The 26,423-nt window shown below is 64.9% G+C and carries 25 protein-coding genes; 15 read left to right on the forward strand and 10 right to left on the reverse strand.

The window, feature by feature from the left end:
* The first annotated feature begins 60 nt into the window (after positions 1 to 60).
* From BRSPCE3_RS00535 to BRSPCE3_RS00545, 3 genes are all read left to right on the forward strand, one after another.
* Positions 61 to 1,365, forward strand: coding sequence for an SLC13 family permease (locus tag BRSPCE3_RS00535; protein WP_244063465.1), 1,305 nt, complete (start codon positions 61 to 63; stop codon positions 1,363 to 1,365).
* A gap of 99 nt (positions 1,366 to 1,464) precedes the next feature.
* A complete protein-coding gene (gene chrA / locus BRSPCE3_RS00540) occupies positions 1,465 to 2,688 on the forward strand; it encodes a chromate efflux transporter (RefSeq protein WP_244063466.1) in 1,224 nt (407 codons plus the stop codon).
* Positions 2,689 to 2,757: 69 nt separating this feature from the next.
* Positions 2,758 to 3,912 carry an acyltransferase gene (locus BRSPCE3_RS00545; protein ID WP_244063469.1) on the forward strand — a complete coding sequence of 385 codons (1,155 nt, stop codon included), beginning with the start codon at positions 2,758 to 2,760 and terminating at the stop codon, positions 3,910 to 3,912.
* A 188-nt stretch (positions 3,913 to 4,100) separates the two neighbouring features.
* On the opposite strand, the gene BRSPCE3_RS00550 is transcribed toward BRSPCE3_RS00545, so the two are convergent.
* Complete coding sequence (locus BRSPCE3_RS00550; protein ID WP_244064924.1) at positions 4,101 to 4,481, reverse strand: SgcJ/EcaC family oxidoreductase; 381 nt, start codon at positions 4,479 to 4,481, stop codon at positions 4,101 to 4,103.
* Positions 4,372 to 4,623, reverse strand: a complete 252-nt coding sequence (locus BRSPCE3_RS00555) for a hypothetical protein (RefSeq protein ID WP_244064965.1) — start codon at positions 4,621 to 4,623, stop codon at positions 4,372 to 4,374. The genes BRSPCE3_RS00550 and BRSPCE3_RS00555 overlap by 110 nt, the downstream gene beginning before the upstream one ends.
* Before the next feature lie 573 nt (positions 4,624 to 5,196).
* On the opposite strand from BRSPCE3_RS00555, the gene rnd reads away from it, so the two are divergent.
* On the forward strand, positions 5,197 to 6,345 hold the full coding sequence (rnd, locus tag BRSPCE3_RS00560) for a ribonuclease D (RefSeq protein WP_244063472.1): 1,149 nt from the start codon (positions 5,197 to 5,199) through the stop codon (positions 6,343 to 6,345).
* Here rnd and BRSPCE3_RS00565 read toward each other — a convergent pair.
* Entirely contained in the window at positions 6,342 to 6,572 is a 231-nt protein-coding gene (locus tag BRSPCE3_RS00565) for a hypothetical protein (RefSeq protein ID WP_244063474.1), read from the reverse strand. The genes rnd and BRSPCE3_RS00565 overlap by 4 nt on opposite strands.
* Positions 6,573 to 6,714: 142 nt before the next feature.
* Between BRSPCE3_RS00565 and BRSPCE3_RS00570 the strand changes: the two genes are divergently transcribed.
* The gene (locus tag BRSPCE3_RS00570; RefSeq protein ID WP_244063476.1) at positions 6,715 to 6,918 is read left to right on the forward strand and encodes a cold-shock protein; all 204 of its coding nucleotides are present in this window, start codon (positions 6,715 to 6,717) and stop codon (positions 6,916 to 6,918) included.
* Positions 6,919 to 7,025: 107 nt separating this feature from the next.
* Here the strand turns inward: BRSPCE3_RS00570 and purN are convergent, their stop codons facing one another.
* Entirely contained in the window at positions 7,026 to 7,676 is a 651-nt protein-coding gene (gene purN / locus BRSPCE3_RS00575; protein ID WP_244063477.1) for a phosphoribosylglycinamide formyltransferase, read from the reverse strand.
* A complete protein-coding gene (gene purM / locus BRSPCE3_RS00580; RefSeq protein WP_244063479.1) occupies positions 7,673 to 8,746 on the reverse strand; it encodes a phosphoribosylformylglycinamidine cyclo-ligase in 1,074 nt (357 codons plus the stop codon). Before purM ends, purN begins: the two co-directional genes overlap by 4 nt.
* A gap of 160 nt (positions 8,747 to 8,906) precedes the next feature.
* Here purM and BRSPCE3_RS00585 point away from each other — a divergent pair, with 160 nt between their 5' ends.
* The 4 genes from BRSPCE3_RS00585 (at position 8,907) to ppx (ending at position 14,075) form a co-directional block, all read left to right on the forward strand.
* The gene (locus BRSPCE3_RS00585; RefSeq protein WP_244063481.1) at positions 8,907 to 9,449 is read left to right on the forward strand and encodes a CDP-alcohol phosphatidyltransferase family protein; all 543 of its coding nucleotides are present in this window, start codon (positions 8,907 to 8,909) and stop codon (positions 9,447 to 9,449) included.
* A 96-nt stretch (positions 9,450 to 9,545) separates the two neighbouring features.
* Positions 9,546 to 10,223, forward strand: a complete 678-nt coding sequence (locus tag BRSPCE3_RS00590) for a chromosomal replication initiator DnaA (RefSeq protein WP_244063483.1) — start codon at positions 9,546 to 9,548, stop codon at positions 10,221 to 10,223.
* Positions 10,224 to 10,355: 132 nt separating this feature from the next.
* Complete coding sequence (locus BRSPCE3_RS00595) at positions 10,356 to 12,560, forward strand: RNA degradosome polyphosphate kinase (RefSeq protein ID WP_244063485.1); 2,205 nt, start codon at positions 10,356 to 10,358, stop codon at positions 12,558 to 12,560.
* Between the two features lie 12 nt (positions 12,561 to 12,572).
* Positions 12,573 to 14,075 carry an exopolyphosphatase gene (ppx, locus tag BRSPCE3_RS00600; protein WP_244063487.1) on the forward strand — a complete coding sequence of 501 codons (1,503 nt, stop codon included), beginning with the start codon at positions 12,573 to 12,575 and terminating at the stop codon, positions 14,073 to 14,075.
* A gap of 21 nt (positions 14,076 to 14,096) precedes the next feature.
* On the opposite strand, the gene BRSPCE3_RS00605 is transcribed toward ppx, so the two are convergent.
* Positions 14,097 to 14,936 carry a TerC family protein gene (locus BRSPCE3_RS00605; RefSeq protein WP_244063489.1) on the reverse strand — a complete coding sequence of 280 codons (840 nt, stop codon included), beginning with the start codon at positions 14,934 to 14,936 and terminating at the stop codon, positions 14,097 to 14,099.
* 110 nt (positions 14,937 to 15,046) lie between these two features.
* A complete protein-coding gene (gene ndk, locus BRSPCE3_RS00610; protein ID WP_050425938.1) occupies positions 15,047 to 15,469 on the reverse strand; it encodes a nucleoside-diphosphate kinase in 423 nt (140 codons plus the stop codon).
* A 349-nt stretch (positions 15,470 to 15,818) separates the two neighbouring features.
* On the opposite strand from ndk, the gene BRSPCE3_RS00615 reads away from it, so the two are divergent.
* The 3 genes from BRSPCE3_RS00615 to BRSPCE3_RS00625 all read left to right on the forward strand — a co-directional run bounded on the left by BRSPCE3_RS00615 (position 15,819) and on the right by BRSPCE3_RS00625 (position 18,443).
* Positions 15,819 to 16,082: a sulfur globule protein precursor gene (locus BRSPCE3_RS00615; protein WP_244063491.1), complete on the forward strand. Its 264-nt coding sequence runs from the start codon at positions 15,819 to 15,821 to the stop codon at positions 16,080 to 16,082.
* A gap of 211 nt (positions 16,083 to 16,293) precedes the next feature.
* Positions 16,294 to 16,470 carry a hypothetical protein gene (locus BRSPCE3_RS00620; RefSeq protein ID WP_244064966.1) on the forward strand — a complete coding sequence of 59 codons (177 nt, stop codon included), beginning with the start codon at positions 16,294 to 16,296 and terminating at the stop codon, positions 16,468 to 16,470.
* A 110-nt stretch (positions 16,471 to 16,580) separates the two neighbouring features.
* Entirely contained in the window at positions 16,581 to 18,443 is a 1,863-nt protein-coding gene (locus BRSPCE3_RS00625) for an ABC-F family ATP-binding cassette domain-containing protein (protein WP_244063493.1), read from the forward strand.
* 173 nt (positions 18,444 to 18,616) lie between these two features.
* On the opposite strand, the gene BRSPCE3_RS00630 is transcribed toward BRSPCE3_RS00625, so the two are convergent.
* The 3 genes from BRSPCE3_RS00630 to BRSPCE3_RS00640 form a co-directional block, all read right to left on the reverse strand.
* Entirely contained in the window at positions 18,617 to 19,171 is a 555-nt protein-coding gene (locus tag BRSPCE3_RS00630; protein ID WP_244063496.1) for a hypothetical protein, read from the reverse strand.
* A gap of 102 nt (positions 19,172 to 19,273) precedes the next feature.
* Positions 19,274 to 19,726 (reverse strand): DNA polymerase III subunit chi, encoded by a 453-nt coding sequence (locus tag BRSPCE3_RS00635; protein WP_244063498.1) that lies wholly within the window; start codon positions 19,724 to 19,726, stop codon positions 19,274 to 19,276.
* A gap of 15 nt (positions 19,727 to 19,741) precedes the next feature.
* Entirely contained in the window at positions 19,742 to 21,244 is a 1,503-nt protein-coding gene (locus BRSPCE3_RS00640) for a leucyl aminopeptidase (RefSeq protein ID WP_244063499.1), read from the reverse strand.
* A gap of 371 nt (positions 21,245 to 21,615) precedes the next feature.
* Here BRSPCE3_RS00640 and lptF point away from each other — a divergent pair, with 371 nt between their 5' ends.
* From lptF to BRSPCE3_RS00655, 3 genes are all read left to right on the forward strand, one after another.
* A complete protein-coding gene (lptF, locus tag BRSPCE3_RS00645) occupies positions 21,616 to 22,782 on the forward strand; it encodes an LPS export ABC transporter permease LptF (RefSeq protein WP_244063501.1) in 1,167 nt (388 codons plus the stop codon).
* Positions 22,779 to 23,876 (forward strand): LPS export ABC transporter permease LptG, encoded by a 1,098-nt coding sequence (lptG, locus tag BRSPCE3_RS00650; protein WP_244063504.1) that lies wholly within the window; start codon positions 22,779 to 22,781, stop codon positions 23,874 to 23,876. Before lptF ends, lptG begins: the two co-directional genes overlap by 4 nt.
* A 77-nt stretch (positions 23,877 to 23,953) precedes the next feature.
* Positions 23,954 to 26,371: an LPS-assembly protein LptD gene (locus BRSPCE3_RS00655; RefSeq protein ID WP_244063506.1), complete on the forward strand. Its 2,418-nt coding sequence runs from the start codon at positions 23,954 to 23,956 to the stop codon at positions 26,369 to 26,371.
* Positions 26,372 to 26,423: the final 52 nt, after the last annotated feature.

Below are 26,423 nucleotides of genomic sequence, written 5' to 3' on the forward strand. Positions count from 1 at the left end.
CAGCCGTGTTCCGTGGTGCTATGCTCGCGCTGTCCCGCGCGCTCCATTTGATTCCCTGCCATGACCGAGACCGCTTCGTCGCTGATCCATCCCGGCTGGTTTGCCGCGATCGCCATCCTGCTGTGGGCCACCAGCCTGCTGCCGGAATTCCTCACTGCGCTTTTGTTCTTCGCCGCAGTGGCGGTGTTCCGCGCCGCACCGCCCGACGTGCTGTTCTCCGGCTTCCAGTCGGAGGCGTTCTGGCTGGTGCTCGGCGGCTTCGTGATCGGCACTGCGATCCGCAAGGTCGGGCTCGCCGACCGGATCGCCGCCCTGCTCGCGGAGCATCTCAACGGCTCCAGGTTTCGGATGGTGGCCGGCGTCATCCTGCTCACCTACGCGCTGGCCTTCGTGATGCCCTCGAACATGGGCCGCATCGCGCTCTTGATGCCGATCATCCTGGCGCTGGCGGATCGCGCCGGCCTCACCGAGGGATCGCCGGGCCGCTATGCGCTCGCGCTCGCGGTGGGCTTCGGCACCTATCAGCTCTCTGCATCGATCCTGCCGGCCAATGTGCCGAATTTGATCATGACCGGCGCCGCCGAGCGCGCCTATGGCGTGCATTTCGACTACCTGTCGTATCTCGTGCTGCATGCGCCCGTGGTCGGCATCCTCAAGGGCATCGTGCTGGTCGGTTGTCTGGTGTGGTTGTTTCCGGCATCGCCCAAACCGATCGAGGGCAACGCCAAGACGACGCCGATGAGCACGGCCGAATGGCGGCTCTCGATCATCCTGCTTGCGACGCTCGCCTTCTGGATGACGGACTCGCTGCACGGCATCCGCCCGGCCTGGGTCGGGCTGGTGTCGGCGTGCCTCTGCCTGCTGCCGCGCGTCGGCTTCCTCAACGGCGAGGAATTCGCCGCCGGCGTCAATGTCCGCACCTGCATCTATCTCGGCGGCATCCTCGGGCTTGCCGCGGTCGTCGCCTGGTCCGGACTCGGGACCACGATCGGCGATCTCATCATTCCGCATCTGCCGCTCGACCCGGCCCGGCCGGCGGCGGATTTCGCCTCGATGATCGGGCTCGCCAGCCTGCTCAATTTCGTCGTCACCGCCAACGGCGTCCCTGCCGTGTTCACGCCGCTCGCCTCCTCGCTCGCCGCGCATACGGGCCTCACACTGCCGACCGTGCTGATGTCGCAAGTGTTCGCCTATGCGACGCCGCTGCTGCCCTATCAGGCCGCGCCGATCGTCGTCGCCGCCGGCATGGCGCGGGTGCCGACCAGCGCGGCGGTCAAGATGTGTCTCCTTGTCGGCGTGATCTCGTTCGTGGTGCTGGCGCCGCTTTATTTGCTCTGGTTTCGGCTGCTCGGCTGGATCGGCTGAGGGAGGTCGCGGGGAATATCGCGCCGTCGCGTCACGAAAGCGCGATATGCTTGCCGTGATGAGTCCTGACGAGGACGCAAGTTGCGGAACTGACGACGCTTGAACGACACCGACGTCCAACAGCCCAATCCACCGGCCGCCACCGCGAGCGCTGCGCATTCGCCGCTCGAGGTGCTGCTGATTTTCCTCAAGCTCGGCGTCACCTGCTTCGGCGGTCCGATCGCCCATATCGGATATTTCCGTGACGAGTTCGTCACGCGCCGGCGCTGGCTCGACGAGCAGGCCTATGCGGATCTGGTCGCGCTCTGCCAATTCCTGCCGGGCCCGGCGAGCAGCCAGGTCGGCTTTTCGCTCGGGCTGCTGCGCGCGGGCTATTGGGGCGCCCTGGCGGCCTGGACCGGCTTCACGCTGCCGTCTGCGCTTGCGCTGGTGCTGTTTGGCTATGGCGCCGGCGGATTGAGCGGCCCGGCAGGCATCGGCCTGGTGCACGGCCTCAAGCTGGTGGCGGTTGCGATCGTGGCCCAGGCGGTCTGGGGCATGGCGCGCTCGCTCTGTCCCGACCGTGAGCGCGCATCAATCGCGACCGTGGCAGCCCTCATCATCCTCGCGAGCTCCTCGTCGATCGCGCAGATCGGGGCGATCGTCCTCGGCGCCGTCGCCGGGCTGTGGTTCTGCCGGGCGCAACCGGCCAACGGCGCGACCCACATCGCGATGCCGGTGTCGCGCCGCGTCGGCGTGGCCGCGCTGATCCTGTTCCTTGCCCTGCTGGCCGGATTGCCGCTGCTGTCGCGGACATGGCCCGGCGCCGGCCTGTTCGAGGCCTTCTACCGCTCCGGCGCGCTGGTGTTCGGCGGCGGCCACGTCGTGCTGCCGTTGCTGCGCGAAGCGGTGTTGACGCCGGGCTGGATCGGCGACGACGCGTTCCTGACCGGCTATGGCGCGGCGCAGGCCGTACCCGGCCCGCTGTTCACCTTCGCCGCCTATCTCGGCGCCGTGATCGGGGGCGTGCCGGGCGCCATCACAGGCCTCGTCGGCATTTTCCTGCCGGGACTTCTCATCCTGCTCGCGGCGCTGCCGTTCTGGGACGGCTTCCGCAAGCGGCCCGCGGCGCAGGCGATGATGCGCGGCGTCAACGCCGCCGTCGTCGGTATCCTCGGTGCCGCGCTCTACGATCCGGTCTGGACCAGCAGCGTGCACCGTCCGCTCGATTTCGGCATTGCGCTGGCCGGCTTCGTCCTGCTCACGGCATGGCGCGCGCCGCCGCTCGTGGTGGTCGTGCTCAGCGCGGCGGCCGGCATCGCCATGGCGCTCCTGCAATCGTGAACGGCCGCTCCGGCCCATCGGCCTCCGGATTAAGAACGCCTTCACGGCTGGCCACCATGATGGGAGGGTATGCCAAGTGCCTCTACATCACCGGATTCCACCCGGGTTCCTGTGCTGGACCTGCTGCGGCTCGCCGCGGTCGGGGCCGTGATCCTGTATCATTACGGCTTCTGGGGCACCGCATCGCACGGCGTCCAGAAAGTGGCGTTGCCGTATCTCGCCCCGATCGCCCAGTACGGCTTTCTCGGCGTCCCCGTGTTCTTCGCGATCTCCGGCTTCGTCATCGCCTATTCGGCCGAAGGCCGCACGCCGGTCGGCTTTGCGATCGCCCGCTTCAGCCGGATCTATCCGACCTTCGTCATCTGCATGACGTTCACGTTCCTCGCGACGCTGCTGCTGGGCCACGACTATTTCCACGCGACATGGCAGCAATGGTTGGCAAACCTGTTCATTGCGGCGCCGATGCTCGGCCAGCCCTACATGGACGACGCCTACTGGTCACTGGTGATCGAGGTGGTGTTCTACGCCTGGGTCGCGCTGTTCCTGGCCTGGGGCATCTTTCCACGGCGGATCGACACGATCATCGTGGCATGGATCGCGATCACCTTCGCCAACGAGCTGACGCTCGACGTTCCCTTGTTCGAGAAACTCTTCATGGCCGACGACAGCGGTTTCTTCGCCGTTGGCCTCCTGATCTACGAACATTACCGCGGACGCCGCGACACCAGGCTCTACAGCCTGCTGACGCTGGCGATGGGCACCGCGACGTTCCAGGCCGTGCACAAGCTGGAGCGGCTCGGCGTCCACACCCATGGCAGCTTCGACCCGCGCGTCGTCACGGCGATCTGCATCGTGTCGCTCGGCATCGTGTTCGCCGCCACCCGCATCAAGTCCGTGCCGCTGCCGGACATCGTCGTCAGGGCCGTCGGCGGCATCACCTATCCGCTCTACCTGCTGCATCTTCAACTCGGCTACGTGATCCTGCTCCTGATCACGCCAACGCCGGACGCGCTCTCGACCGCGCTCGTGGTGGCCGGCATGGTCGCGCTGGCGTGGTTCGTCTGGCGCTTCCTCGAAAGCCCGGCGCATTATCTCGTCAGGGACAGGCTGACGATGCTGGCCTCACGCCACGGCTGGCCATCGCGCATTGGTGCTGACGATGCGCGGATCAATTCGAGCCGCATCGCCGCGCCGGCCGAGGCCGGGCGGATCGCCAATCACTGATTGCCCGACGGCGCAAGTTTGCACGACGACCTCCGTCGTCATTCCCCGGTGCGCAATTGCGCACCTGAGGGCGACGCGCAAACAGCTCGCTGATAGCAGCCCCTGGCGGCGTCGCGATCACGGGCGCGGCTCCTTGTTGTGTGCCCATACTCGTGGCGGCGTGACGCGACGGGCAGATATATCGCTCATCACCGTTTCGGAGGAGGCCCGCTCGCGAAAGCCGGGTTAACGGCAACGTTGTGAAACGACGCTATCCACCAACCGTCCGCCCGTCGCACAAGAACCTGCTCCAGCCGGGTGTGTAACGCACCGTCGATGAACTGGACGCCTGGGGGAGCTTGCTGCACACCCGCCACGACCGTCAATGTATCGACGATCGCAACGTCTGGCTTGATCAGCGCGATGTGCTCGATCTGGATGTGATTGGTACTGCCCTTGTAAATCGTCGAGAAGATGCGCTCATGTTGGGCGACAAATGGCGGTTTGCCGATTGAGAACATGCCAAAGATATTGGTGAAAACAATATCGGGAAGCGCTCGATCGGCAAAACGCCTCGGCGCTGCCGCTATTCCAGGCTGCTTCTTCCGCAGCGACAAGGGCGGCGATCTCTGACCGCATTTCTTGGCTCACCGCAAGATTTTCGGCCATGGCCGGCTCCTTGACCGTGATCAGCAGCAGGAAGGCGACAAGCTTCAGCCAGCGTGATTGCATCACACGTCCCCCGCAAAGCTCGCCTTCAGGATTGCCTAGTTCTGTAGCGTGAGCAATGCCCCTTATAGGCTCGCGCTCTCCCGAGAAAGCTCAGCACTCCGCCCCCCAAATCGCCAATCACTGAGTTGCCTGGGAGCAAGCCCCGCTTCATTATGAAGCTGCTAAACCCAGCCGTCGCACCCGCACGATTTCGGAATAATGGAAAAATATCGCTGATTTGCCCGACGTGTCAAGTTGCCGTATCGAGCGCCGCTAGCTGTCGTTGTCTACTGTGCATGGGGTTGTTTTCGATATTTTGGTCGAGCGCCCCCGGGGACAGCGGGCTATCGCGCCTATGGCGCTCAGCCCACGTTCGTCATCCCGGTCAAGCAGGGCGATGACAACGAGGGTGGGGATCGCCGGGACGACGGCCGAATTCCCGGCACGATCAGGTTGAAAACGCCTGCGAATCGCACCCAATCGTTTCAAAAATGCCCTGTCCCTCACCCCGTGCAGGGCCAAAATCCCTGCAAGACCCTTGACATAGCTGCCCTTTCGGCAGAACGCGTGTGGTCAAGCCGTCATGGACTGTTCATGGATCTGATTAGCACGACCTCCGACCTCGCCGCCGCCTGCGACCGGCTCGCCCAACACAAGGTCATCACCGTCGACACCGAGTTCCTGCGGGAGACGACCTACTATCCCCTGCTCTGCGTCGTGCAGATGGCGAGCGCGGACGAAGCCGTCGTGGTCGACGCGCTGGCGCCCGGCATCGACCTCAAGCCGTTCTTCGAGCTGATGTCGAATGAAGCCGTGCTGAAGGTTTTCCACGCCGCGCGGCAGGACATCGAAATCGTCTGGCACCTCTCCGGCACGATCCCGCATCCGATCTTCGACACCCAGGTCGCCGCCATGGTGCTCGGCTATGGCGACAGCATCGCCTACGACCAGCTGGTCGATCGCGTCACCGGCCACCGTCCCGACAAGACCCACCGTTTCACCGACTGGTCGCGCCGCCCGCTGACCGACGAGCAGCTGCATTACGCCGTCTCCGACGTCACCCATCTGCGCGAAGTGTTCGCAGCGCTCGATGCCGATCTGAAGAAGCGCGACCGCAGCGACTGGGTCAGCGAGGAGATGGAGATCCTGACCTCGCCGAAGACTTACGATTTCCATCCCGAGCGCGCCTGGGAGCGACTCAAGACCCGCGTCCGCAAGCCGCGCGAGCTCGCGGTGCTGATCGAGGTCGCCGCCTGGCGCGAGCAGGAGGCGCAGAGCCGCGACGTGCCGCGCTCGCGCGTGCTCAAGGACGACGCGGTCGGCGACATCGCCACCCATGCGCCGACCTCGCTCGACAAGCTCGGCAATCTGCGTTCGCTGCCGAAGGGTTTCGAGCGCTCGAAATGGGGTGCCGACATCATTGCCGCCGTGCAGCGCGGGCTCGCCCGCGATCAGGCGACGCTGCCCAAGCTGGAAAAGCCGCGCAACAATTCCAACGGTGCGGCGACCGTCGAGCTGTTGAAGGTGCTGCTCCGCATGACCTCGGAGCGCCACGGCGTCGCCAGCAAGGTGATCGCCACCGTCGACGATCTCGAGCAGATCGCGGCCAGCGATCAGGCCGAGGTCGGCGCCCTGCACGGCTGGCGGCGCGAATTGTTCGGCGAGGCGGCACTCAAGCTCAAGCACGGCCAGCTCGCGCTGGCGATCGACAAGGGCCGCGTGGTGCGGGTGGATCGCGACTAGCGCACGTTACGTTGCAACGCGAAGAGGAACCCGGCATCGGCCAATGGCCGAACGCGCGGCTCCGGCTGCACGCGACACAGGCGCAGGTTGCGCCATGCGAAACCACCGCGCTTGCTAAGGCGCAATTTTCGTGTTGCAATCCCTTCACAATCGGATTGTGGCCGTTCGACTGTGCGTTTCACGACGTTGATATCCAAAGCTTCGATATCCAACGCTTCGATATCCAAGGCTTCGAGAGGCGAAACTTCGGACTTGAAGACGTTGGATCTGAAGACCCGGAAACCGAGCAGTCAGCGGAAAGCCCGTTTGTGGCGTGGCACGTGGAAAACGTGGCCGCGTCTTTTTTATGTCTAGACTGGGAGAGAGACGATGCCGAAGGGTACCGTCAAATGGTTCAACCCGACCAAAGGCTACGGGTTCATCAAGCCGGCCGCCGGCGACAAGGATGTGTTCGTCCACATCTCGGCGGTCGAACGAGCGGGCCTCAGCACACTCAACGAGAACCAGACCGTCGAGTACGAGCTGGTGGAGAACCGCGGCAAGGCGTCGGCAGAGAACCTCAAGGTTCACTGAACCTCCAAGGTTCACTGATCGTCGCTGCTCGCGGATTTCATCCTGATGCCTCCCCCGGCCGCATCACCCGGGGGACCATTCTCGGGGATCCCCTCCGCAAACGCGCGCTACGGCGCCGGCGCGATCAGCGCGCTGTCGGTTGCCGCGCTGCCCTGCGTCTTGCAGACGTCGCCCTTGAGCGTGAGCCGGCCGGACGCCAGCAACCGCAGCGCCTCCGGATAGATGCGATGCTCGATGGTGATCACGCGCGCGGCGAGCGTCTCGGCCGTGTCGTCGTCGGCCACCATGACCGCCCCTTGCATCACGATCGGCCCGGCATCGGTCTCCGGGATCACGAAATGCACCGTCGCGCCGGACAGCTTGACCCCTGCGCGCAACGCCTGGCCGTGCGGGTCGAGGCCGGGGAAGCACGGCAGCAGCGAGGGATGGATGTTGAGCATCCGGCCGTACCAGTGCCGCACGAATTCGGCGGTGAACAGCCGCATGAAGCCGCCGAGGCAGATCAGCTCGACCTGGCTGTCGTCGAGCGTCCGTTGCAGCGCCGCCTCGAAGCCGGCGCGGTCCTTGCCGAACGGCTTGCTCTCGATGACGACGGTCGGAATGCCGCTCGCAGCCGCCTTCTCGAGCCCGGGAGCATCGGAACGGTTGGAGATTACGGCGACGATCTCGGCCGGAAAATCCGCAGCCTTCGCAGCCTCGATCAGCGCGGCCATGTTGGAGCCGCGGCCGGAAATCAGGATGGCAGTGCGGCGCTTCATCTGGAGAGATCGAGATGGCCGTTATAGACCACGCGATGTTCGCCGCTAGCCTCGATCACCTCGCCGAGCACCGTCACGGTCTCGCCGCCGGCGGTGAAGGCCTCGGTCACCGCCTCGACCGCATCTCGCCTGACGATCGCGATCATGCCGATGCCGCAGTTGAAGGTGCGCAGCAGCTCGAGCTCGGCGATGCCGCCCTGCTCGGCCAGCCATTTGAACACCGGCAACACCGGCAGCCGTGCCAGGTCGATGCCGACGCCGAGATGCTTCGGCAGCACGCGCGGGATGTTGTCGGTGAAGCCGCCGCCGGTGATGTGGGCGAGACCCTTCACCGCGCCGGTGTCGCGGATCGCGCGCAGGCAGGATTTCACATAGAGCCTGGTCGGCGTCAGCAGCGCGGCGCCGAGCGTCATCACCGGCGCGAACGGCGCCGGCGCGTCATAGGCCACGCCGGACTGCTCGACGATCTTGCGCACCAGCGAATAGCCGTTGGAGTGCACGCCGGACGAAGCCAGGCCGATCACGGCGTCGCCCGCCGCAATATCCCCGGTCGGCAGCAGGGTGCCGCGCTCGGCCGCACCGACCGCAAAGCCGCCGAGGTCGTAGTCGCCATCCTTGTAAAGGCCAGGCATCTCGGCGGTCTCACCACCGATCAGCGCGCAGCTGGATTCCCGGCAACCTTCGGCGATGCCCGCGACGATCTGCGCGGTGGCCTCCGGATGCAGCTTGCCGCAGGCGAAATAGTCGAGGAAGAACAGCGGTTCCGCGCCCTGCACGACGAGGTCGTTGACCGACATCGCGACCAGGTCGATGCCGATGCCGCTATGGATGCCGGTCTCGATCGCGATCTTCAGCTTGGTGCCGACGCCATCGGTCGCGGCCACCAGGACAGGGTCCTTGAAGCCGGCGGCCTTGAGGTCGAACAGCCCGCCGAATCCGCCGATCTCGGCGTCCGCGCCCGGCCGTGCAGTGGCCCGCACCATCGGCTTGATCAGATCGACCAGACGATTGCCGGCGTCGATATCGACGCCCGAATCCGCGTAAGTGAGCCCGTTTTTGCGCTCGGTCATGCCCAATTCCAGATGATCAGGGGCTGGTTACGAGGAATTCCGCCCCCGCGCAATGGCTCGCGGCATTGCTGCCACGATACTATGTAGATAACACCCGGCCGTCGCGCAAAAGAGCCGGATATCGAGTAAAATCAGGCTTCTAGCCGGGAAGCGACCCAACTTGAGCATTCCGAACATCATCACCCTCGCCCGCATCATCCTGGTGCCGGTGATCGTCTGGGCCATCGTCTCGAGCCAGATGGAGATCGCGTTTGCGATCTTCGTGATCGCCGGCGTGTCGGATGCGGTCGACGGTTTCCTTGCCAAGCGCTTCAACATGACGAGCGAGCTCGGCGCCCTGCTCGACCCGCTCGCCGACAAGGCACTGCTGGTGTCGATCTATGTTGCGCTCGGAATCTGGGGCGCGGTGCCGCGCTGGATCGTGATTCTGGTGGTGTCGCGCGACATCATGATCGTCGCCGCCGTGATTGTGTCATGGTTGTTCGACAAGCCGGTCGAGATGAAGCCGCTGATGGTGTCGAAGCTGAACACGGTGGCGCAGGTCGCGTTCGCGGCGTTGGTGCTGGCCTCATTGGGTTTCCGTTTCGAGCCCCACCCCTACGACCTGATCCTGATGGGGCTCGTCACGATCTTTACTTTGGGTTCGGTGTCCCTCTATCTCGTGGAGTGGGTGCGGCACATGGGCACGATCGAGGCTCGGTAGCGCACGATCCAGGACAGCTGGAAGCCGGTTGGGCCGCGACACGCGCGAAGCGTTTGCGCGGGGATCATGCTAAAGCGAAGTGGTTTGGAGATTTGCGTGGCCGGTAGCGTTCAACCTCGTCAATTGGCCTTGGCCCTGCCGCACGAGGAGCGACTGACCCGCGACGATTTCCTCGAAGGGCCTGCCAACGAGGCGGCCCTGGCGCTGATCGACGGCTGGCCCGACTGGCCGAATCGAATCATGCTGCTGGTGGGGCCCGACGGCTCGGGCAAAAGCCACCTCGCCGCGATCTGGGCCGAGAGCGCCGGCGCGCGCTCCACCGCGGCGCATGCGCTGACCGCCGAGACGGTGCCGACCGCGCTTGCGACCGGCGCGCTGGTGGTCGAGGACCTCAAGCCGTCGGATTTCGATGAGCGCGCGATGTTTCACCTGATGAATCTCGCGCGCCAGGACGATGCCTATGTGCTGATCACCACGCGCGTGCCGCCGTCGGCGTTCGAGATCGAATTGCGCGACCTGCGGTCCCGGCTGCGCGCGGTGCCGACCGTGACGCTGCTGCCGCCCGACGACCAGCTGTTCCGCGGCCTGATCGTCAAGTTCTGCGCCGACCGCCAGATGAGCGTGGACGAACCGCTGGTCAGCTACCTCTGCACCCGGATCGAGCGCTCCTATGCCGCCGTCCGGCAGGCGGTCGAACTGCTGGATACCGAGGCGCTGCGGCTCGGCCGGCCCGTCACACGGGCGCTGGCGGCGGAGTTGCTGCGCGACGCCTGAACCGTCCCGCGGCTTGACGGCGCAGGCTGGCGGAACATCAATGTCATCGAAACGTCATCGCAATATCACATGGTCGGTGCCGCCCTCGGCTAAACCGCCTCGGCCCCCTGCCTCGAATTGGACCAGCACTTGATGGACTCGGCACAAGCACCTGAAATCAAAGAGAAAGAGGCGGAACTTCCGCCCGTCCCCGCGATCGCAACCAGCCCCGAGCGATTCATCAACCGGGAGCTCTCCTGGCTGCATTTCAACCGGCGGGTGCTCGAGGAATCGGTCAATCTGGGCCATCCGGTGCTGGAGCGGGTCCGCTTCCTGTCGATTTCAGCGAATAACCTCGACGAGTTCTTCATGGTCCGCGTCGCCGGCATCAAGGCGCAGGTCCGCGAGGGCATTGCCGAGCGCAGCCCGGACGGGCTGCTGCCGGCCGAACAGCTCGTGATGATCAACAAGACGGTGTCGCAGCTCGCCTCCGACCAGCAGGCGATCTGGAGCGACCTGCGCGACATCCTGTCCAAGGTCGGCATCCAGCTGGTCGACGGGCGCGACGTCACCAAGTCCGAACGCACCTGGATCGAGGATCACTTCCTCCACAACATCTTCCCGCTGCTGACCCCGCTTGCGATCGACCCGGCGCATCCGTTTCCGTTCATCCCCAACCTCGGCTTCACGGTGGCGCTGCAGCTGTCGCGGATCTCCGACGGCAAGGCGATGAACGCGCTGATCCGCATGCCCGGCAAGATCGACCGCTTCATCCGCATCCCCTCCACCAAGGAAGGCGCGCCGGCCCGCCTGATCACGCTCGAACAGGCCACCGGCCTGTTCATCGGGCGCCTGTTCCCCGGCTACACCGTCAAGGGCCAGGGCGCGTTCCGCATCATCAGGGACTCCGAACTCGAAATCGAGGAAGAGGCCGAAGACCTCGTTCGCCTGTTCGAGACCGCGCTCAAGCGCCGCCGCCGCGGATCGGTGATCCGGCTCGAGATCGAAGCCACGATGCCCGAAGAGCTACGCGTGTTCGTGCAGCACGCCTTGTCGGCCGCGGACGATGAAGTGATCCTGGTCGACGGCGTGCTCGCGATGAACGAGCTGTCGCAGCTGACCCGCCTCAATCGCCCCGACCTCGAATTCCCGCCCTACGTGCCGCGCCATCCGGAGCGGGTGCGCGACCACGGCGGCGATATCTTCGCCGCGATCCGCCAAAAGGACCTCGTGGTCCATCACCCCTACGAATCCTTCGACGTCGTCGTCCAGTTCCTGCAACAGGCGGCGCGCGATCCTGACGTGGTCGCGATCAAGCAGACGCTGTATCGCACCTCGAACAATTCGCCGATCGTTCGCGCGCTGGCCGAAGCCGCCGAAGCCGGCAAGTCGGTGACCGCGCTGATCGAGCTGAAGGCGCGCTTCGACGAGGAAGCCAATATCCGCTGGGCGCGCGACCTCGAACGCGCCGGCGTGCAGGTGGTCTACGGCTTCATCGAGCTGAAGACGCACGCCAAGCTGTCGATGGTGGTGCGCCGCGAGGGCGGCAACCTCACGACCTATGTGCACACCGGCACCGGCAACTACCATCCGGTCACCGCGCGCATCTACACCGACCTCTCCTACTTCACCTCGGATCCGATCATCGGCCGCGACGTCGCGCGCGTCTTCAACTACATCACCGGCTATGCCGAGCCGAGCGACATCGAGAAGATGGCGGTGTCGCCGCTGACGCTGCGCAAGCGGATCATCGAGCACATCCATGGCGAGATCGCCCACGTCAAGCATGGCCGCCCCGGCGTGGTCTGGATGAAGATGAATGCGCTGGTCGATCCCGATATCATCGACGCGTTGTACGAGGCCTCGCAGGCCGGCGTCTCGGTCGAGCTCGTGGTGCGCGGCATCTGCTGCCTGCGGCCTGGCCTGCCCGGACTGTCGGAGAACATCCGCGTCAAATCGATCATCGGCCGGTTCCTGGAACACGGCCGAATCTATTGCTTCGGCATGGGCCAGGGCCTGCCGAGCGCAAAAGCTGCTGTGTATATCTCGTCCGCCGACATGATGCCGCGGAACCTCGACCGTCGCGTCGAGGTTCTCTGTCCGCTGCAAAATCCCACGGTGCATCAGCAGGTTCTCGAACAGATCATGGTCGCGAACCTGAAGGACAATGAGCAGAGCTGGCAATTGTTGCCGGATGGGTCGTCTACGCGTATGAAGACCGCGAAAGGCGAAGAGCCTTTCAATCTCCATGACTACTTCATGACAAATCCGAGTCTGTCCGGCCGTGGTAAGTCTCTCAAGGAATCTTCACCGCGCCGTCTCACGCGTCGGAACGAGCGTCAGCAGCCATCGTCTTAAGGGGGCTTTACGGTGAAGCGGCCGCGGAAGCGCGCTTCCAGCGTCGCTGTCATCGATATCGGCTCGAACTCGGTTCGTCTCGTGGTTTACGAGGCGATGGCGCGCAGCCTCATCACCATCTTCAACGAGAAGGCGCTGTGCGGGCTCGGTCGCGAGGTGCAGAGCACCGGCCTGCTCGCAACCGACGCCGTCAACAAGGCGCTGACCGCGCTACGGCGCTTCCGCGCGTTGTGCCGGATCCAGCAGGTCGGCCGCGTCTATGCGATCGCGACCGCGGCCTGCCGCGACGCCAAGAACGGTCCTGACTTCATCGCCAAGGCCGAACGCATCTGCGGCGCCAAGATCGAGATCCTCACCGGGCCGCGCGAAGCAAAGCTGTCCGCGCTCGGCGTCGTCTCCGGCGTGCACAATCCGAACGGCATCGTCGGCGATCTCGGCGGCGGCTCGCTCGAATTGATCGACGTCAAGGGCAACCGCGTGCGCAGCGGCGTGACGTTGCCGCTCGGCAGCCTCGCGCTGCAGGACCTCTCGAACAAATCGATCAAGCGCGCCGAACGCATCGTCAAGAACGAGCTGCTCGGCGTCGCCCAGCTCAAGACCGGCCGCGGCCGCACCTTCTACGCGGTCGGCGGCACCTGGCGTGCGCTGGCGCGCATCCACATCATCCAGAGCGGCTACCCGCTCAAGGTGATGCACGGCTATTCGATCCCGGCGGCGGACGCGCTCGACTTCGCGCAGCGGCTGCGGCGGCTGGCGGCGACGAACATGCTGGCCAACATCGAGTCGGTCGCCGACGCACGGCGGCCGCTATTGGCCTACGCCGCGCTCGTGCTCGAATACATCATCCGCGTCGCGCAGCCGAAGACCATCGTGTTCTCGACCTTCGGCGTGCGCGAAGGCCTGCTCTACGAGATGCTGCCGCAGGCCGAACGCGCCAAGGACGGGCTGCTCTGCGCCGCCCAGAACCTCAACGAATTGCTGTCGCGCTCCGCCCGCCATGCCCAGGAGCTGACCGCCTGGACCGACCGGCTGGTGCGCGTCGTCAGGCTGCGCGAGACCGAGGAAGACCGCAGGCTGCGGCACGTCGCCTGCCTGCTCTCCGACATCGGCTGGCGGGTGCATCCCGATCATCGCGGCGAGGAAACCCTCAGCCTGATCATGAACGGCAATTTCGGCTCGATCACCCATCAGGGCCGCGCCTTCGTCGCGCTCTCGGTGTTCTATCGCTATGCCGGCCTCAGCGAGGAGAACGAACCGCCGCCGCAGATCCGCGCGCTGGTGACGCCGGCGATGGACGAGCGTGCGCGCGTGCTCGGCGCCGCGTTCCGCGTCGCGCATCTGATCACGGCGGCGCGCACCGGCGTGCTGCCGGCCACGCATTTCCGCACCCAGGGCCGCATGCTGATGCTGGTGTTCGAACACCGGATGGTGGATCTGGTCGCCGATCGCGTCGGCAGCCGCTTCAAGCAATTGGCGCGGCTGGTCGGGCGCGTCGGTTCGATCGTGCGGCGCTAATCACGCCTCACGCCGCCTCCCTTACGCCGCCTTGGCGGCGTGCTTGGCCTTGCGCTGCGCGTGGCGGCGCCAGATCGATCCCACGACCAGCACCACGATGATGCCGAGAACGGCGAGCGTGATTTCGCCGCCGTTGCCGCCATGGGCGAATTGCGGCGACATCCCGATCGAGGTCAGCCAGGAATCCAGCCTTGCACCGAGCGATCCGGCAAACAGCGCATCAAGCCTCGGATGCACCGCGGGATCGGTGGCGATGACATCGCCCGCGATCCAGCCGAGCAGCGCGGCACCGGCCCAGACCAGGACCGGCAGCTTGGTGAGCAGCGCCATGATCAGCGCCGCACCGGCAACGATCAAGGGAACGCTGATCGCAAGTCCGAGCACCAGGAGCGGCACGCTGCCATTGGCGGCGGCGGCCACCGCGATCACATTGTCGAGGCTCATCACGATGTCGGCGACGACGACGATCTGAACCGCGGCCCACAGATGCGAGGCCGCGTGCACGCTGTCCTCGTCCTCCTGCTCCGGCACCAGCAGCTTGGCGGCAATCACGATCAGCGCGAGGCCACCGACCAGCTTCAGGTAGGGAAGCTCCATCAGGCTGGCGACGATGCCGGTGAAGATGACGCGCAGCAGCACCGCCGCGGCGGCGCCGAGGATCATGCCCCACAGCCGCTGGCGCGGCGCGAGCCCGCGGCAGGCGAGCGCGATCACGAGCGCGTTGTCGCCCGACAGCAGGACGTTGATCCAGATGATCTTGCCGACGGCAACCCAGAAGGTCGGCGTCGCCATCTCGTTCTTGAACTCGGTGAAGAACGCGCCGATGTACGCCGGATCAAAGATCTGCCACAGCCAGTCCACAGCGAGTCCTATTCGGCCTTGCAGCCGCCCCTGGCGGCGGTCGTCCGCCGCTCCCCAGTTTATTTCGACGCGGCCCCCAAGGAGACCGCGTCACTTTCGATGGTTCGGCGTTAGCCGACGATCTCGTTGCCTGCGAAGAACTGTGCGATCTCGATCACCGCGGTCTCCGGCGCATCCGAACCATGCACCGAGTTCTCGCCGATCGACTTCGCATAGAGCTTGCGGATGGTGCCTTCGGCGGCCTTCGACGGATCGGTCGCGCCCATCACGTCGCGATATTTCAGGATGGCGCCCTCGCCTTCCAGCACCTGGACCACGACCGGGCCCGAGGTCATGAAGTCGACCAGCTCGCCGAAGAACGGGCGCGCCTTGTGGACGGCATAGAAGGTCTCGGCCTGGCCGCGGGTCATCTGGATGCGCTTTTGCGCCACGACCCGCAGGCCCGCCTTCTCGATCACCGCGTTGACCGCGCCGGTCAGGTTGCGCTCGGTGGCATCGGGCTTGATGATCGAAAAGGTGCGTTCAATCGCCATGATTTCGTCCTTGTAAACGTGGCTGGGAGTTGCCGGGGCTTATATCGGCGCGATGGGGCAACGGCAAGCGACCCTGTGACGCGTTAGCCTTTAGTTTTGATGCATTTTCACGACGAAAACCGCTGCCCGGGCAACCTCCGGACCAAGGCAGGCTCGGCCGACTTACCGCGATTTCACTTAGGTGAACCCATTCTGTCAGCGCCATGCCGCTGCCGTTCAGCTCCCGCCGGATAGGCTCTGAACCGATCGGACGCCTTGCTGGCTCCCCATCCGCAAGCCTCACAGGACGTCTCGGGAAACGATGTCACCGCGGGCGCGTCGCGCGCGCCCATACCTCGAGGAGACGATCATGTTACGCAAACTCTCACTTGCCGTCATTGCCGCGGTTTCGCTCGGTGCCGCCGCGCTCGCCCCGACCTCCGCCTCTGCCTGGGGTGGTTGGCACGGCGGCTGGCACGGCGGATGGCACCACGGCTGGTGGGGCGGCCCGCGCGTCATCGTTGGAGGCCCGGCCTATTATGGCGGATATGGCTATGGTGGCGGTTGCTACGTGCGCCGCGTCGTGCCGACCCCGTGGGGTCCCCGCTGGCGCCTGGTCAACCGCTGCTACTGACCCATCCGTTCTGTCGACTGCTCCCCGACTGACTTTGGCCCCGGCGCTTGCGCCGGGGCTTTTTTCACGCCGCCAGGGAACCCGTTCGCATGGTGCGCCCCACTACCTCAAGGCGAGAGTAAGGCGGAGCGGAAACCAAATTCGGGGTCGCGACTTGTCATGGCAAGAAGTCACTTGAACATGCGAGGTGGAACTCGCCGAAAGATGTGCCATGACGATGACCCAGATCGACAACGATCCCGATCAGCTTGATCACAAGACCTGCCGCTACATCTGCGATGCCGTGGGTGAACGGCTCCAGCAAAACATGCGGCCAGACCCCGCACTTTCGTCCCGCCTGCAACAGCTCCTCGAGGAGATGCAACGTCGGGAAAACGATCGACATTAGATATTGAGGGCCGACCAGCGGGCCTATCGCGCACTTTTGCAACAGCCGTCCGGAGAGATTTTTAAGGGCAGACGGGTTGCGTTTGGCGGCGGGTCCGGTGACAACGCTGCATGCTCTCCATTACTGACATCTCGGTCCGGATCGCCGGGCGGCTGTTGATTGATCACAGTTCTGTGCAAATCGTGCCCGGCGCGCGGGTCGGATTTGTCGGCCGCAACGGCGTCGGCAAGTCGACGCTGTTTCATGCCATAAGGGGCGACCTTCCGACCGAAAGCGGCAGCATCGCGCTGCCGCCGCGCTGGCGAATCGGCAGCCTCGCGCAGGAAGCGCCCGACGGGCCCGAAAGCCTGATCAACGTCGTCTTGAAGGCCGATCTCGAGCGCGACGCGCTGCTGCGTGAGGCCGAGACGGCGCACGATCCGCATCGGATCGCCGAGATCCAGACCCGGCTGGTCGACATCGATGCCCACTCCGCTCCCGCCCGGGCCGCGGCGATCCTCTCCGGCCTCGGCTTCTCGACCGCGGACCAGGCCCGGCCATGCGCGGAGTTTTCCGGCGGCTGGCGGATGCGCGTCGCGCTGGCGGCGACGCTGTTCTCCGCACCCGATCTATTGCTGCTGGACGAGCCGACCAACTATCTCGATCTCGAAGGCACGTTGTGGCTCGAGAACCACCTCGCCAATTATCCGCGCACCGTGATCGTGATCAGCCACGACCGCGATCTGCTGGACACCTCGGTCGATCAGATTCTGCACCTCGATCGCGGCAGACTGACGCTCTACAAGGGCACCTATTCCTCATTCGAGGAGCAGCGCGCCGCACGCGAAATGCTCGACGCCAAGCACGCCAAGCGGCAGGCCGACGAGCGCAAGCGGCTGCAGGACTTCGTCGACCGCTTCAAGGCCAAGGCCTCCAAGGCGCGGCAGGCGCAGTCGCGCGTCAAGATGCTGGAACGGATGAAGCCGATCACCGCACTGGTGACCCAGGATGTTCACGAGATCTCGTTTCCGGCGCCGGAGAAGCTGCTGTCGCCGCCGATCATCGCGGTCGATGACGTCTCGGTCGGCTACGAACCGGGCAAGCCGGTGCTCAATCGCGTGACGCTGCGTATCGATCCCGATGACCGCATCGCGTTGCTCGGCTCCAACGGCAACGGCAAGTCGACGCTGGTCAAGCTGCTGGCGGGCAAGCTCGCGCCGTTCTCGGGGAGGATCACCAAGGCCGACAAACTATCGGTCGGCTATTTCGCCCAGCACCAGGTCGACGAGCTCAATCTCGACGGCTCGCCCTATGATCACATCCGCAAGCTGATGCCCGAGGCGCCGGAGAGTAAGGTGCGCGGCCGGGTCGGTGCGATCGGCTTCTCCGGCAAGGCCGGCGACACGCTAGTGAAGAGCCTGTCGGGCGGCGAGAAGGCGCGGCTGCTGCTCGGGCTCGCCACGTTCTACGGTCCGAACATGATCATCCTGGACGAGCCGACCAACCACCTCGATATCGACAGCCGCGCGGCGCTGGCGGAGGCGATCAACGAATTCCCCGGCGCCATCATCATGGTCTCGCACGATCGCTATTTGATCGAAGCCTGCGCCGACCGATTGTGGGTGGTGGCGAACCAGACCGTCACCGCCTATGACGGCGATCTCGACGAATATCGCCGCATGATCCTGTCGGCCAATGACGGACGGACGGCGTCGCGCGAACGCGTCAAGGAGCCGGCAAAGCCCGAACGCATTCGCAACGAGAGACGCACGTCACCCCGGCAGCGGATCGCGCAAGCCGAGGCCGAGATCGAACGCATCAACGGCATCATTGCAAAAATCGACACCGCGCTCGCGCTGCCCGATATCTTTACCCGCGATCCCAAGCAGGCCGCACAGCTGACCAAGGCGCGCGCCGGCGCCGAAAGCGCGCTGCAACGCGCCGAGGAAGAATGGCTGGAAGCCAGCGCCCAGCTCGACGAAGCCGCGAACTAGAGGTGATCTGCCGGGCGCGGGCACACATCCGCTGTCGTCCCTGCGAACGCAGGGACCCATAACCACAAGTGGTCATTGTTGTGCGGTCGCAGAACGACGAGTCCCCCTAACCACATCCGCCGCGGAGTATGGGTCCCTGCTTTCGCAGGGACGACGGGAGCCTGGCTCTCACTCTAACCGTGCGAGGTCTTTTTCTTCTTCGGCTTCGCCTGCTTCGGCTCCGGCACGGGATCCGGGCCGCGCTCGACCGAGGTCAGGCGTCCCGAGGTGAAGGTGTAGATACCGGCCCGCGCGCCGCGCGACCATGTCACGACCGCAACGCGCTCGCCGCCCGGAGCGCTGGACAGGTTCACGCTGTCGGGGGCGCCGATTCCGCGCACGACGTCGCATTCGGTGTGGCCGAGCGCAACGCTGCCTCCGGTCGGCTGCGGCGGCGGCGCGCCGGGCGCTTGCGCGTTCGCATCGGCGGCGCCGGGTGGCGGCGCCATGCCGGGGCAGCCTCCGTCGGCACTGACGAGATCGTCGTTCGTCACCGGCTTGTCCGGCGTCAGCGGCGGCGATTCGATCGAGATGTTGCGGATGAACACCCGCCCGGGGCGAGAGAACCATTCCGCATCGCGCGAAAACAAGTCGGATCCGGCGCCCGAACAGCCGGCAAGGCCAGGCGCAAGCACCAGCAACGCCAGCAGCGACTTCCGACTGAATGTTCCGTCTCGCACGATCAACAAGGCTCCTCACCCCTTAGCTAAGGGCTTGTCCGAACATCACTTTGCGGCATGACCGTGACCCGCCTCAAGAAACGTCGAATTATCATTAATTAGTTGATATCGCTATTGGCGCCGCTGCCAGCGCCCCCGCTCGTCGGTCTGCCAATAGGTGACCTCGAAGCCGCGGGCTTTGCAAGCGGTCCAGCTCTCCCTCGCGGACGCGACCGCGTCGGGGTCGTCGCCATTGAACACGAGCACGACCCGCTCGTAGCTGTCGCAATCGGCCGGCAGCGCCGCATTGTCGACCAGGAAGCGGACGTTGGCCCGGTTCGGATTGCCCTCCTCGATCGACAGGATGATCGGCTGGTCCTGCGCGTCGGCCACGCGCGAGCTCGCATGCGGCAGGAACGAATCGTCGCTGTAGGTCCACAGATGCGCGTCGAGCGTCTCGGCGCGCTCCTGCGATGTCGATTGCACGACCACGCGCCAGCCGCGCTCGAGCGACTTCTCGAGCAGCGGCGGCAGCACGCTCTCCAGCGTCATGTTCTGCAGATGGTAGAACAGAACCTCGGTCATGCGTCGGCTGACACTTTATTTCTTGGCTTCATAATAGTCGGAGACGAGCCGCTCGAGCAGACGGACGCCGTAACCCGAACCCCAGCTCTGATTGATCTCGGTCTTCGGCGCGCCCATCGCGGTGCCGGCGATATCGAGATGGGCCCACGGCGTGCCGTCGACGAAACGCTGCAGGAATTGCGCGGCCGTGATCGAACCGCCATTGCGCCCGCCGGTGTTCTTCATGTCGGCGAATTGCGAATCGATCTGCTTGTCGTATTCCGGACCGAGCGGCATGCGCCACACTTTCTCACCGGTCTCCAGGCCGACCTTGGCCAGGCGCTCGGCGAGTTCGTCATTGTTGGAGAACAGGCCGGCGTGATCGGTGCCGAGCGCGACCATGATCGCGCCGGTCAGCGTCGCAAGATCGACCATGAATTTCGGCTTGCACTTCTTGGCGACGTACCAGAGCACGTCGGCGAGCACGAGCCGTCCCTCGGCGTCGGTGTTGATGATCTCGATGGTCTGGCCGGACATCGAGGTGACGATGTCGCCCGGACGCTGCGCGTTACCGTCAGGCATGTTCTCCACCAGCCCGATGGCGCCGACCGCGTTGACGCGGGCCTTGCGCGCCGCGAGCGCGTGCATCAGCCCGACCACGCAGGCCGCGCCGCCCATGTCACCCTTCATATCCTCCATGCCGCCGGCCGACTTGATGGAGATACCGCCAGTGTCGAAACAGACGCCCTTGCCGACGAACGCGACCGGCGCCTCGCTCTTCTTGCCGCCGTTCCAGCGCATGATCACCGTGCGGCTGGGCCGCGCCGATCCCTGCCCGACGCCGAGCAGCGCGCCCATGCCGAGCTTGGTCATGGCCTTGACGTCGAGGACCTCGACGGTGACGCCGAGCTTGCGCAGCTGGCTGGCGCGGCGCGCGAACTCTTCGGGATACAACACGTTCGGCGGCTCGTTGACGAGCTCGCGCGCCAGGTTGACGCCGTCGACGATGGACGATTCAGGTGCAAACGCCTTCTTGGCGGCAGCGGCGTCGTCCACCGCGATCGAGACGTCGGCCCGCACGGCGCCGTTCTCGCCGTCTTTCTTCTTGGTCTTGTAGCGGTCGAACTTGTAGGCGCGCAGGCGGACGCCGGTGGCGATCGCGGCCGCCTGGTCTGCTGTCATCGCCGCATCGGGCAGTTCAGCGATGACGGTCATCGCGCCGCTGCCGGCGTTGAGCTTGCCGGCCAGCACGCCGCCGAATTTGAGAAAATCCTTCTCCTTGAGGTCACCCGCCTTGCCGGTGCCGATCAAGATCAGCCGGTCGACCTTGATTCCCTCCGGCGCCAGGATGTCGAGGGTTGCCGCGCTCTTGCCCTTGAACTGGTTGGCGGCGGCCGCCCGCTTGACCGTCTCCGCGGCCGCTCCCAGCGCCTTCCTTGTGGCGGCTCCCAGCTTCAATTGTTCGTCGCAAAACGCGACCAGAATGCCCCGCGCGGGCGCGGAGAATGGGACAAAGCCGACCTTGACGGCGTCGGACATAGGAAAATCCTCCAGAACTCAGGGTGTTGCTCGGACCTGAGGCGGTCCTTCCGGCACGCGGGATGAGCATTGCGATGACGGTCCGGAACCAGCCCGGACCGGGCTTGTCGCACACTATGACCTGCCGGCCGCGCCACTGCCAAGCGCCGGAGTGGCCGGAAGGCCACAAAAGCGATTAATTAACCATAAATTAAGCGTGCCTTGGCCCGGCCATTTTGTTGACGGATCAAAGGGATGGTAGTGAGACTGTGAACAGAGAGTGAGCCGGACGAGTCCGCGGCCCGACCATCGGGGAACCCGGGTTGACGGGATTGGTCGAAAGCCGCGCGTTTGGTCGCGTGCAGGGGTCTTCGGGGGTCGTGCGGTTAGCGATGGGGTCGATCGACAAGTACATCTTCAAAACGACGCTGGCGTCGTTTGCGCTTGTCCTGGTCAGCCTGACCGGCGTGATCTGGATTACCCAGGCGTTGCGCGGCATCGACCTGATGACCAGCCAGGGTCAGACCATCGTGACCTTCCTCGGCATCACCGGTCTCGTGATTCCGGCCCTGGTCCTGATCATCGCGCCGATCGCGCTGATGATCGCGATCTCTCATACGCTGAACAAGCTCGCGACCGATTCCGAGATCATCGTGATGAATGCGGCGGGCTTCTCGCCGTTCCGGCTGTTCCGGCCGTTCTTCTTCGCGACCTGCGTGGTGGCGGCGCTCGTCGCCTTCATCGGCGCCTATCTCGCGCCCGACGGCATGCGCCGAATCAAGCAGTGGGATGCCGAGATCACCGCCGACGTGCTGACCAACATCCTGCAGCCCGGCCGCTTCGCCCAGCTCGATCAGAACCTGACGATTCGGATCCGCGAGCGCCTGCCCGGCGGCGTGCTCGGCGGCGTTTTCGTCGACGATCGCCGCGATCCGCAGCAGCGCGTCACCATCGTCGCCGACCACGGCACCGTGCTGAAGAACGAGAGCGGGTCATATCTCGTGCTGGAGGACGGCAATCTCGAGCGATTCGAGGTCGGCAAGCGCGATCCGACGCTGGTGGTGTTTCAGCGCTACGCGTTCGACATGTCGAAATTCTCGCAGGGCCGCGACGTCACGCTCGGCATTCGCGAGCGTTACCTCTGGGAATTGATGTGGCCGGACGAGAACGACCAGACCTATCAGCAGCTGTCGGGCCAGTTCTTCGCCGAGCTGCATGATCGCTTCATGGCGCCGCTCTATCCGTTTGCGTTCGCGGCCCTCACCTTTGCCTTTCTCGGCGCGCCGCGCACCACGCGCCAAAGCCGCAATTTCTCGATCGGCGGCTCGGTGTTCGCGGTGTTCGGCCTGCGCATGGTCGGTTTCGCCTGCTCGGTCATGGCGGTGAAGACGCCGATCGCAGCACTGGTGCAATATCTGATGCTGTTCGGCGGCATCGGCGTCGGGATCTGGATGATCGTCGGCGGCGTCGTCGTCGAACCGCCGGCGGCATTGTTGGAAGTCATCAACAGGAACAACGAGCGCATTGCGCGCCTCTTCCGGAGGCCGGCAACCGCATGAGCATGGTGACAAACACGCTCGGGCGCTATTTCGCCGGCCGCTTCATCGTCGCGGCAGTGGGTGTGTTCGCGGGCATCTTCGTGCTGCTCGTGCTGGTCGACTACATCGAGATGGTGCGCAAGACGTCGGGCCTCATCGGAGCCTCGGCGATCACGGTCGCGGAGACCTCGCTGTTTCGCGTGCCGCAACTGCTCGAGAAGCTGATGCCGTTCTGCGTGCTGATCGGCGCGATGACCTGCTATCTCGCGCTGTCGCGGCGGCTGGAGCTCGTCGTGGCGCGCGCCGCCGGCGTCTCGGCCTGGCAATTCATCTCGCCCGCGCTGGCCAGCGCGATCGTACTCGGCATCTTCGCGACCACGGCCTACAATCCGGTGTCGGCCAACCTGCGCGAGCTCTCCAAGCGGATGGAGGCCGAGCTGTTCGGCTCGGCGCCGGGCGGCGGCATCCAGGATGCGTCCGGCTTCTGGCTGAACCAGATCAACGACGAGGGTCAGGCGATCATCAATGCTGCCCGCAGCGAGCAGCAGGGCGTCCGGCTGACCGGCCTGACCGTGTTTCGATTCGATACGGCGCTGCAGTTCAAGGAACGAATCGAGGCCCGCGAAGCCGCCCTCGAAGAGGGCCGCTGGGTGTTCAAGGGAGTACGCCGATACACCCTCGACAAGCCTCCGGTGGACCAGGACACCTTCTACCTGACCACCACCCTGACCCCTGCACAGGTGCGCAACAGTTTCTCCACCCCCGAAACTGTGTCCTTTTGGCAACTGCCGAACTACATCCGCTCGTCGGAGAGCTCAGGGTTCGCGACGGCCGGCTATCGGTTGCAGTATCACAAGCTCATCGCACAGCCGTTTTTGCTGGCTGCGATGGTGATGTTGGCGGCTTCTGTGAGCCTCCGCTTCTTCCGGATGGGCGGCGTGCAGAAGATGGTTTTGAGTGGCGTGGGCGCAGGCTTTCTGCTCTACGTGCTGTCGAAAGTAACTGAAGATTTGAGCAAGGCTGAGTTGATGCATCCCATCGCTGCGGCGTGGTTGCCTGTCGTTGTGGGTAGCCTCACCGGTTTCTTAGCCTTGCTGTACCAGGAGGACGGGTAGTGGCCAGTGTCGCCGCCCGCCAGTTGAGGTCGCCTGCATTCGGGCGGCGCAGTGTTCTGCGCCGTCAACGGAGCTGCTTGGCCCCGTTTGGCGTTTCGATCTCTGCTCTCCTTGCCGCGTTCTTCGTGGTCAGCGCGCTCGATGTCGTCGCATCGACGTCGGCTGCCGCGCAGGCGTTCACCTACAATCCGCGTCCGCCGAAGCCGGCCCGTCCGCCGGCCAAGAATGACGGGCAGATGCTCGTTCAGGCGACCGAGGTCGATTACGACTACAACAACTCGCGCATCTCGGCCGTCGGCAACGTCCAGATGTTCTACAACGGCACCAGCGTCGAGGCCGACAAGGTCATCTACGACCAGAAGACCAAGCGTCTTCACGCCGAAGGCAACATCCGCATGACCGATGCGGAAGGCAAGATCACCTACGCCAACATCATGGATCTCAGCGACGACTACCGCGATGGTTTCGTCGATTCGCTACGCGTCGACACCGAAGACCAGACCCGCATGGCGGCGACACGCGCCGACCGGTCCAGCGGCAACTACACGGTGTTCGACAACGGCGTTTATACCGCCTGCGCACCCTGTAAGGATGATCCGAAGAAGCCGCCGCTCTGGCAGGTCAAGGGCGCGCGCATCATCCATAACCAGACCGAGAAGATGCTTTATTTCGAGAACGCCCAGCTCGAATTCTTCGGCGTTCCGATGGCGTACCTGCCCTACTTCTCGACGCCCGATCCGACCGTGAAGCGGAAGAGCGGCTTCCTGATGCCGGGCTTCACCTCGTACACGGCGTTCGGCTACGGCGTCGAAATCCCCTATTATTGGGCGATCGCGCCCGACATGGACGCGACGTTCAATCCGCGCATCACGTCCAAGCAGGGCGTGCTGTTGCAGACCGAATTCCGCCAGCGTTTGTCGAACGGCTCGTATCAGGTCCGGCTTTACGGCATCGACCAGCTCGATCAGGACGCCTTCAAGGGACAGCCGGGTGATCGCCAATTCCGCTGGGGCGTCGACACCAAAGGCCAGTTCGCACTGAACGACAAATGGGTCTGGGGCTGGGACGGCGTGGTGCTGTCCGACTACTTCTTCATGTCCGACTACCGGCTCGCCCAGTACAAGGACCCGTTCGGATCGTTCCTGTCGCTGCCGACCGAGGCGATCTCGCAGCTCTATCTGACCGGTGTCGGCGACCGCAGCTTCTTCGACGCGCGCGCGGTCTACTACCTCAGCTACTCGGGCAACCAGAACCAGGTTCCGGTGGTCGCGCCCGTCATCGACTACAACAACGTCATCAACAACAACATCCTGGGCGGCGAGTTCAGCTACAAGGTGAACTTCACCAGCCTGACCCGCGAAACCGCGGTGTTCGATCCGATCACGACGGCCGCCAACACCAACAGCCTGTGCTTGACCACATCGGCCGATCCGTTGGCACGCACGCCGTCGCAGTGCCTGCTGCGCGGCATGCCGGGCACCTACACCCGCCTGACCGCCGAGGCGCAGTGGCGCAAGTCGTATACCGATCCGCTCGGCCAGATCTGGACGCCGTTCGCCAGCATCCGCGCTGACGCGATCAACGCCGACATCTCGAACCAGCCGGGCGTTTCCAACTACCTGCCGGTCGGCGACACCCAGACGGTTCGCCTGATGCCGACCGTCGGCCTCGAATACCGCTACCCCTTCATCAACGTGCAGCCGTGGGGCACCACCACCGTCGAGCCGATCGCGCAGGTCATCATCCGGCCCGACGAGCCCAACGCCGGCAAGCTGCCGAACGAGGACGCGCAGAGCCTGGTGTTCGACACCTCGAATCTGTTCTCGGTCGACAAGTTCTCCGGCTATGACCGCGTCGAAGGCGGCAGCCGCGCCAATGTCGGCGTACAGGCCACCACGCAGTTCGACCGCGGTGGCAGCATCAAGGCGATGTTCGGACAATCCTACCAGATGTTCGGGATGAACTCGTTCGCGGTCGCCGACGTCACCAACACCGGCGTCGATTCGGGCCTGCAGAACCCGCGCTCGGACTACGTGGCAAGCCTCGCCTACTCGCCCAACCGCACCTATACGTTCAGCGTCCGCACGCGGATGGATGAGGCGACCTGGAACATCAACCGGTTCGAAGCCACGGCGAGCGCGAATTTCGACCGCTGGTCGGTTGCCGTGACCTACGGCGATTATGCCGCGCAGCCGGAACTTGGCTATCTGACCCGCCGCGAGGGCATCCTCACCAGCGGTTCGGTCAAGGTGGCATCGAACTGGGTGGTCCAGGGTGCGGCGCGCTGGGACCTTGAAGCGAACAAAATCAACCAGTATGCGGTCGGCGCGGGCTATGTGGACGACTGTTTCGTGCTGGCTGCCAACTATGTCACGTCCTATACCTATCAGGCCGGTGCGCAGCCGCCCGTCCTCAGCCACGCGATCATGTTCCAGATCGGGCTGCGGACGATCGCCCAGACCTCCACGACCAGCAGTTCGGCTGGCATGCAGTAGCAAGCGGGGGCTTGTATTGGCCGCGGGCCTCCGGCCCCGGCTTGAATTGGTT

This window comes from Bradyrhizobium sp. Ce-3 (assembly GCF_022835695.1).
Taxonomy (GTDB): domain Bacteria; phylum Pseudomonadota; class Alphaproteobacteria; order Rhizobiales; family Xanthobacteraceae; genus Bradyrhizobium.

Excerpts from the sequence above, each read along its gene's own strand:
- BRSPCE3_RS00535 (WP_244063465.1), top strand. The coding sequence starts at position 61 with ATGACCGAGACCGCTTCGTCGCTGATCCATCCCGGCTGGTTTGCCGCG.
- BRSPCE3_RS00545 (WP_244063469.1), top strand. The coding sequence starts at position 2,758 with ATGCCAAGTGCCTCTACATCACCGGATTCCACCCGGGTTCCTGTGCTG.
- BRSPCE3_RS00555 (WP_244064965.1), bottom strand. The coding sequence starts at position 4,623 with ATGCAATCACGCTGGCTGAAGCTTGTCGCCTTCCTGCTGCTGATCACG.
- rnd (WP_244063472.1), top strand. The coding sequence starts at position 5,197 with ATGGATCTGATTAGCACGACCTCCGACCTCGCCGCCGCCTGCGACCGG.
- BRSPCE3_RS00570 (WP_244063476.1), top strand. The coding sequence starts at position 6,715 with ATGCCGAAGGGTACCGTCAAATGGTTCAACCCGACCAAAGGCTACGGG.
- purN (WP_244063477.1), bottom strand. The coding sequence starts at position 7,676 with ATGAAGCGCCGCACTGCCATCCTGATTTCCGGCCGCGGCTCCAACATG.
- purM (WP_244063479.1), bottom strand. The coding sequence starts at position 8,746 with ATGACCGAGCGCAAAAACGGGCTCACTTACGCGGATTCGGGCGTCGAT.
- BRSPCE3_RS00595 (WP_244063485.1), top strand. The coding sequence starts at position 10,356 with ATGGACTCGGCACAAGCACCTGAAATCAAAGAGAAAGAGGCGGAACTT.
- ndk (WP_050425938.1), bottom strand. The coding sequence starts at position 15,469 with ATGGCGATTGAACGCACCTTTTCGATCATCAAGCCCGATGCCACCGAG.
- BRSPCE3_RS00615 (WP_244063491.1), top strand. The coding sequence starts at position 15,819 with ATGTTACGCAAACTCTCACTTGCCGTCATTGCCGCGGTTTCGCTCGGT.
- BRSPCE3_RS00620 (WP_244064966.1), top strand. The coding sequence starts at position 16,294 with ATGACGATGACCCAGATCGACAACGATCCCGATCAGCTTGATCACAAG.
- BRSPCE3_RS00625 (WP_244063493.1), top strand. The coding sequence starts at position 16,581 with ATGCTCTCCATTACTGACATCTCGGTCCGGATCGCCGGGCGGCTGTTG.
- BRSPCE3_RS00635 (WP_244063498.1), bottom strand. The coding sequence starts at position 19,726 with ATGACCGAGGTTCTGTTCTACCATCTGCAGAACATGACGCTGGAGAGC.
- BRSPCE3_RS00640 (WP_244063499.1), bottom strand. The coding sequence starts at position 21,244 with ATGTCCGACGCCGTCAAGGTCGGCTTTGTCCCATTCTCCGCGCCCGCG.
- lptF (WP_244063501.1), top strand. The coding sequence starts at position 21,616 with ATGGGGTCGATCGACAAGTACATCTTCAAAACGACGCTGGCGTCGTTT.
- lptG (WP_244063504.1), top strand. The coding sequence starts at position 22,779 with ATGAGCATGGTGACAAACACGCTCGGGCGCTATTTCGCCGGCCGCTTC.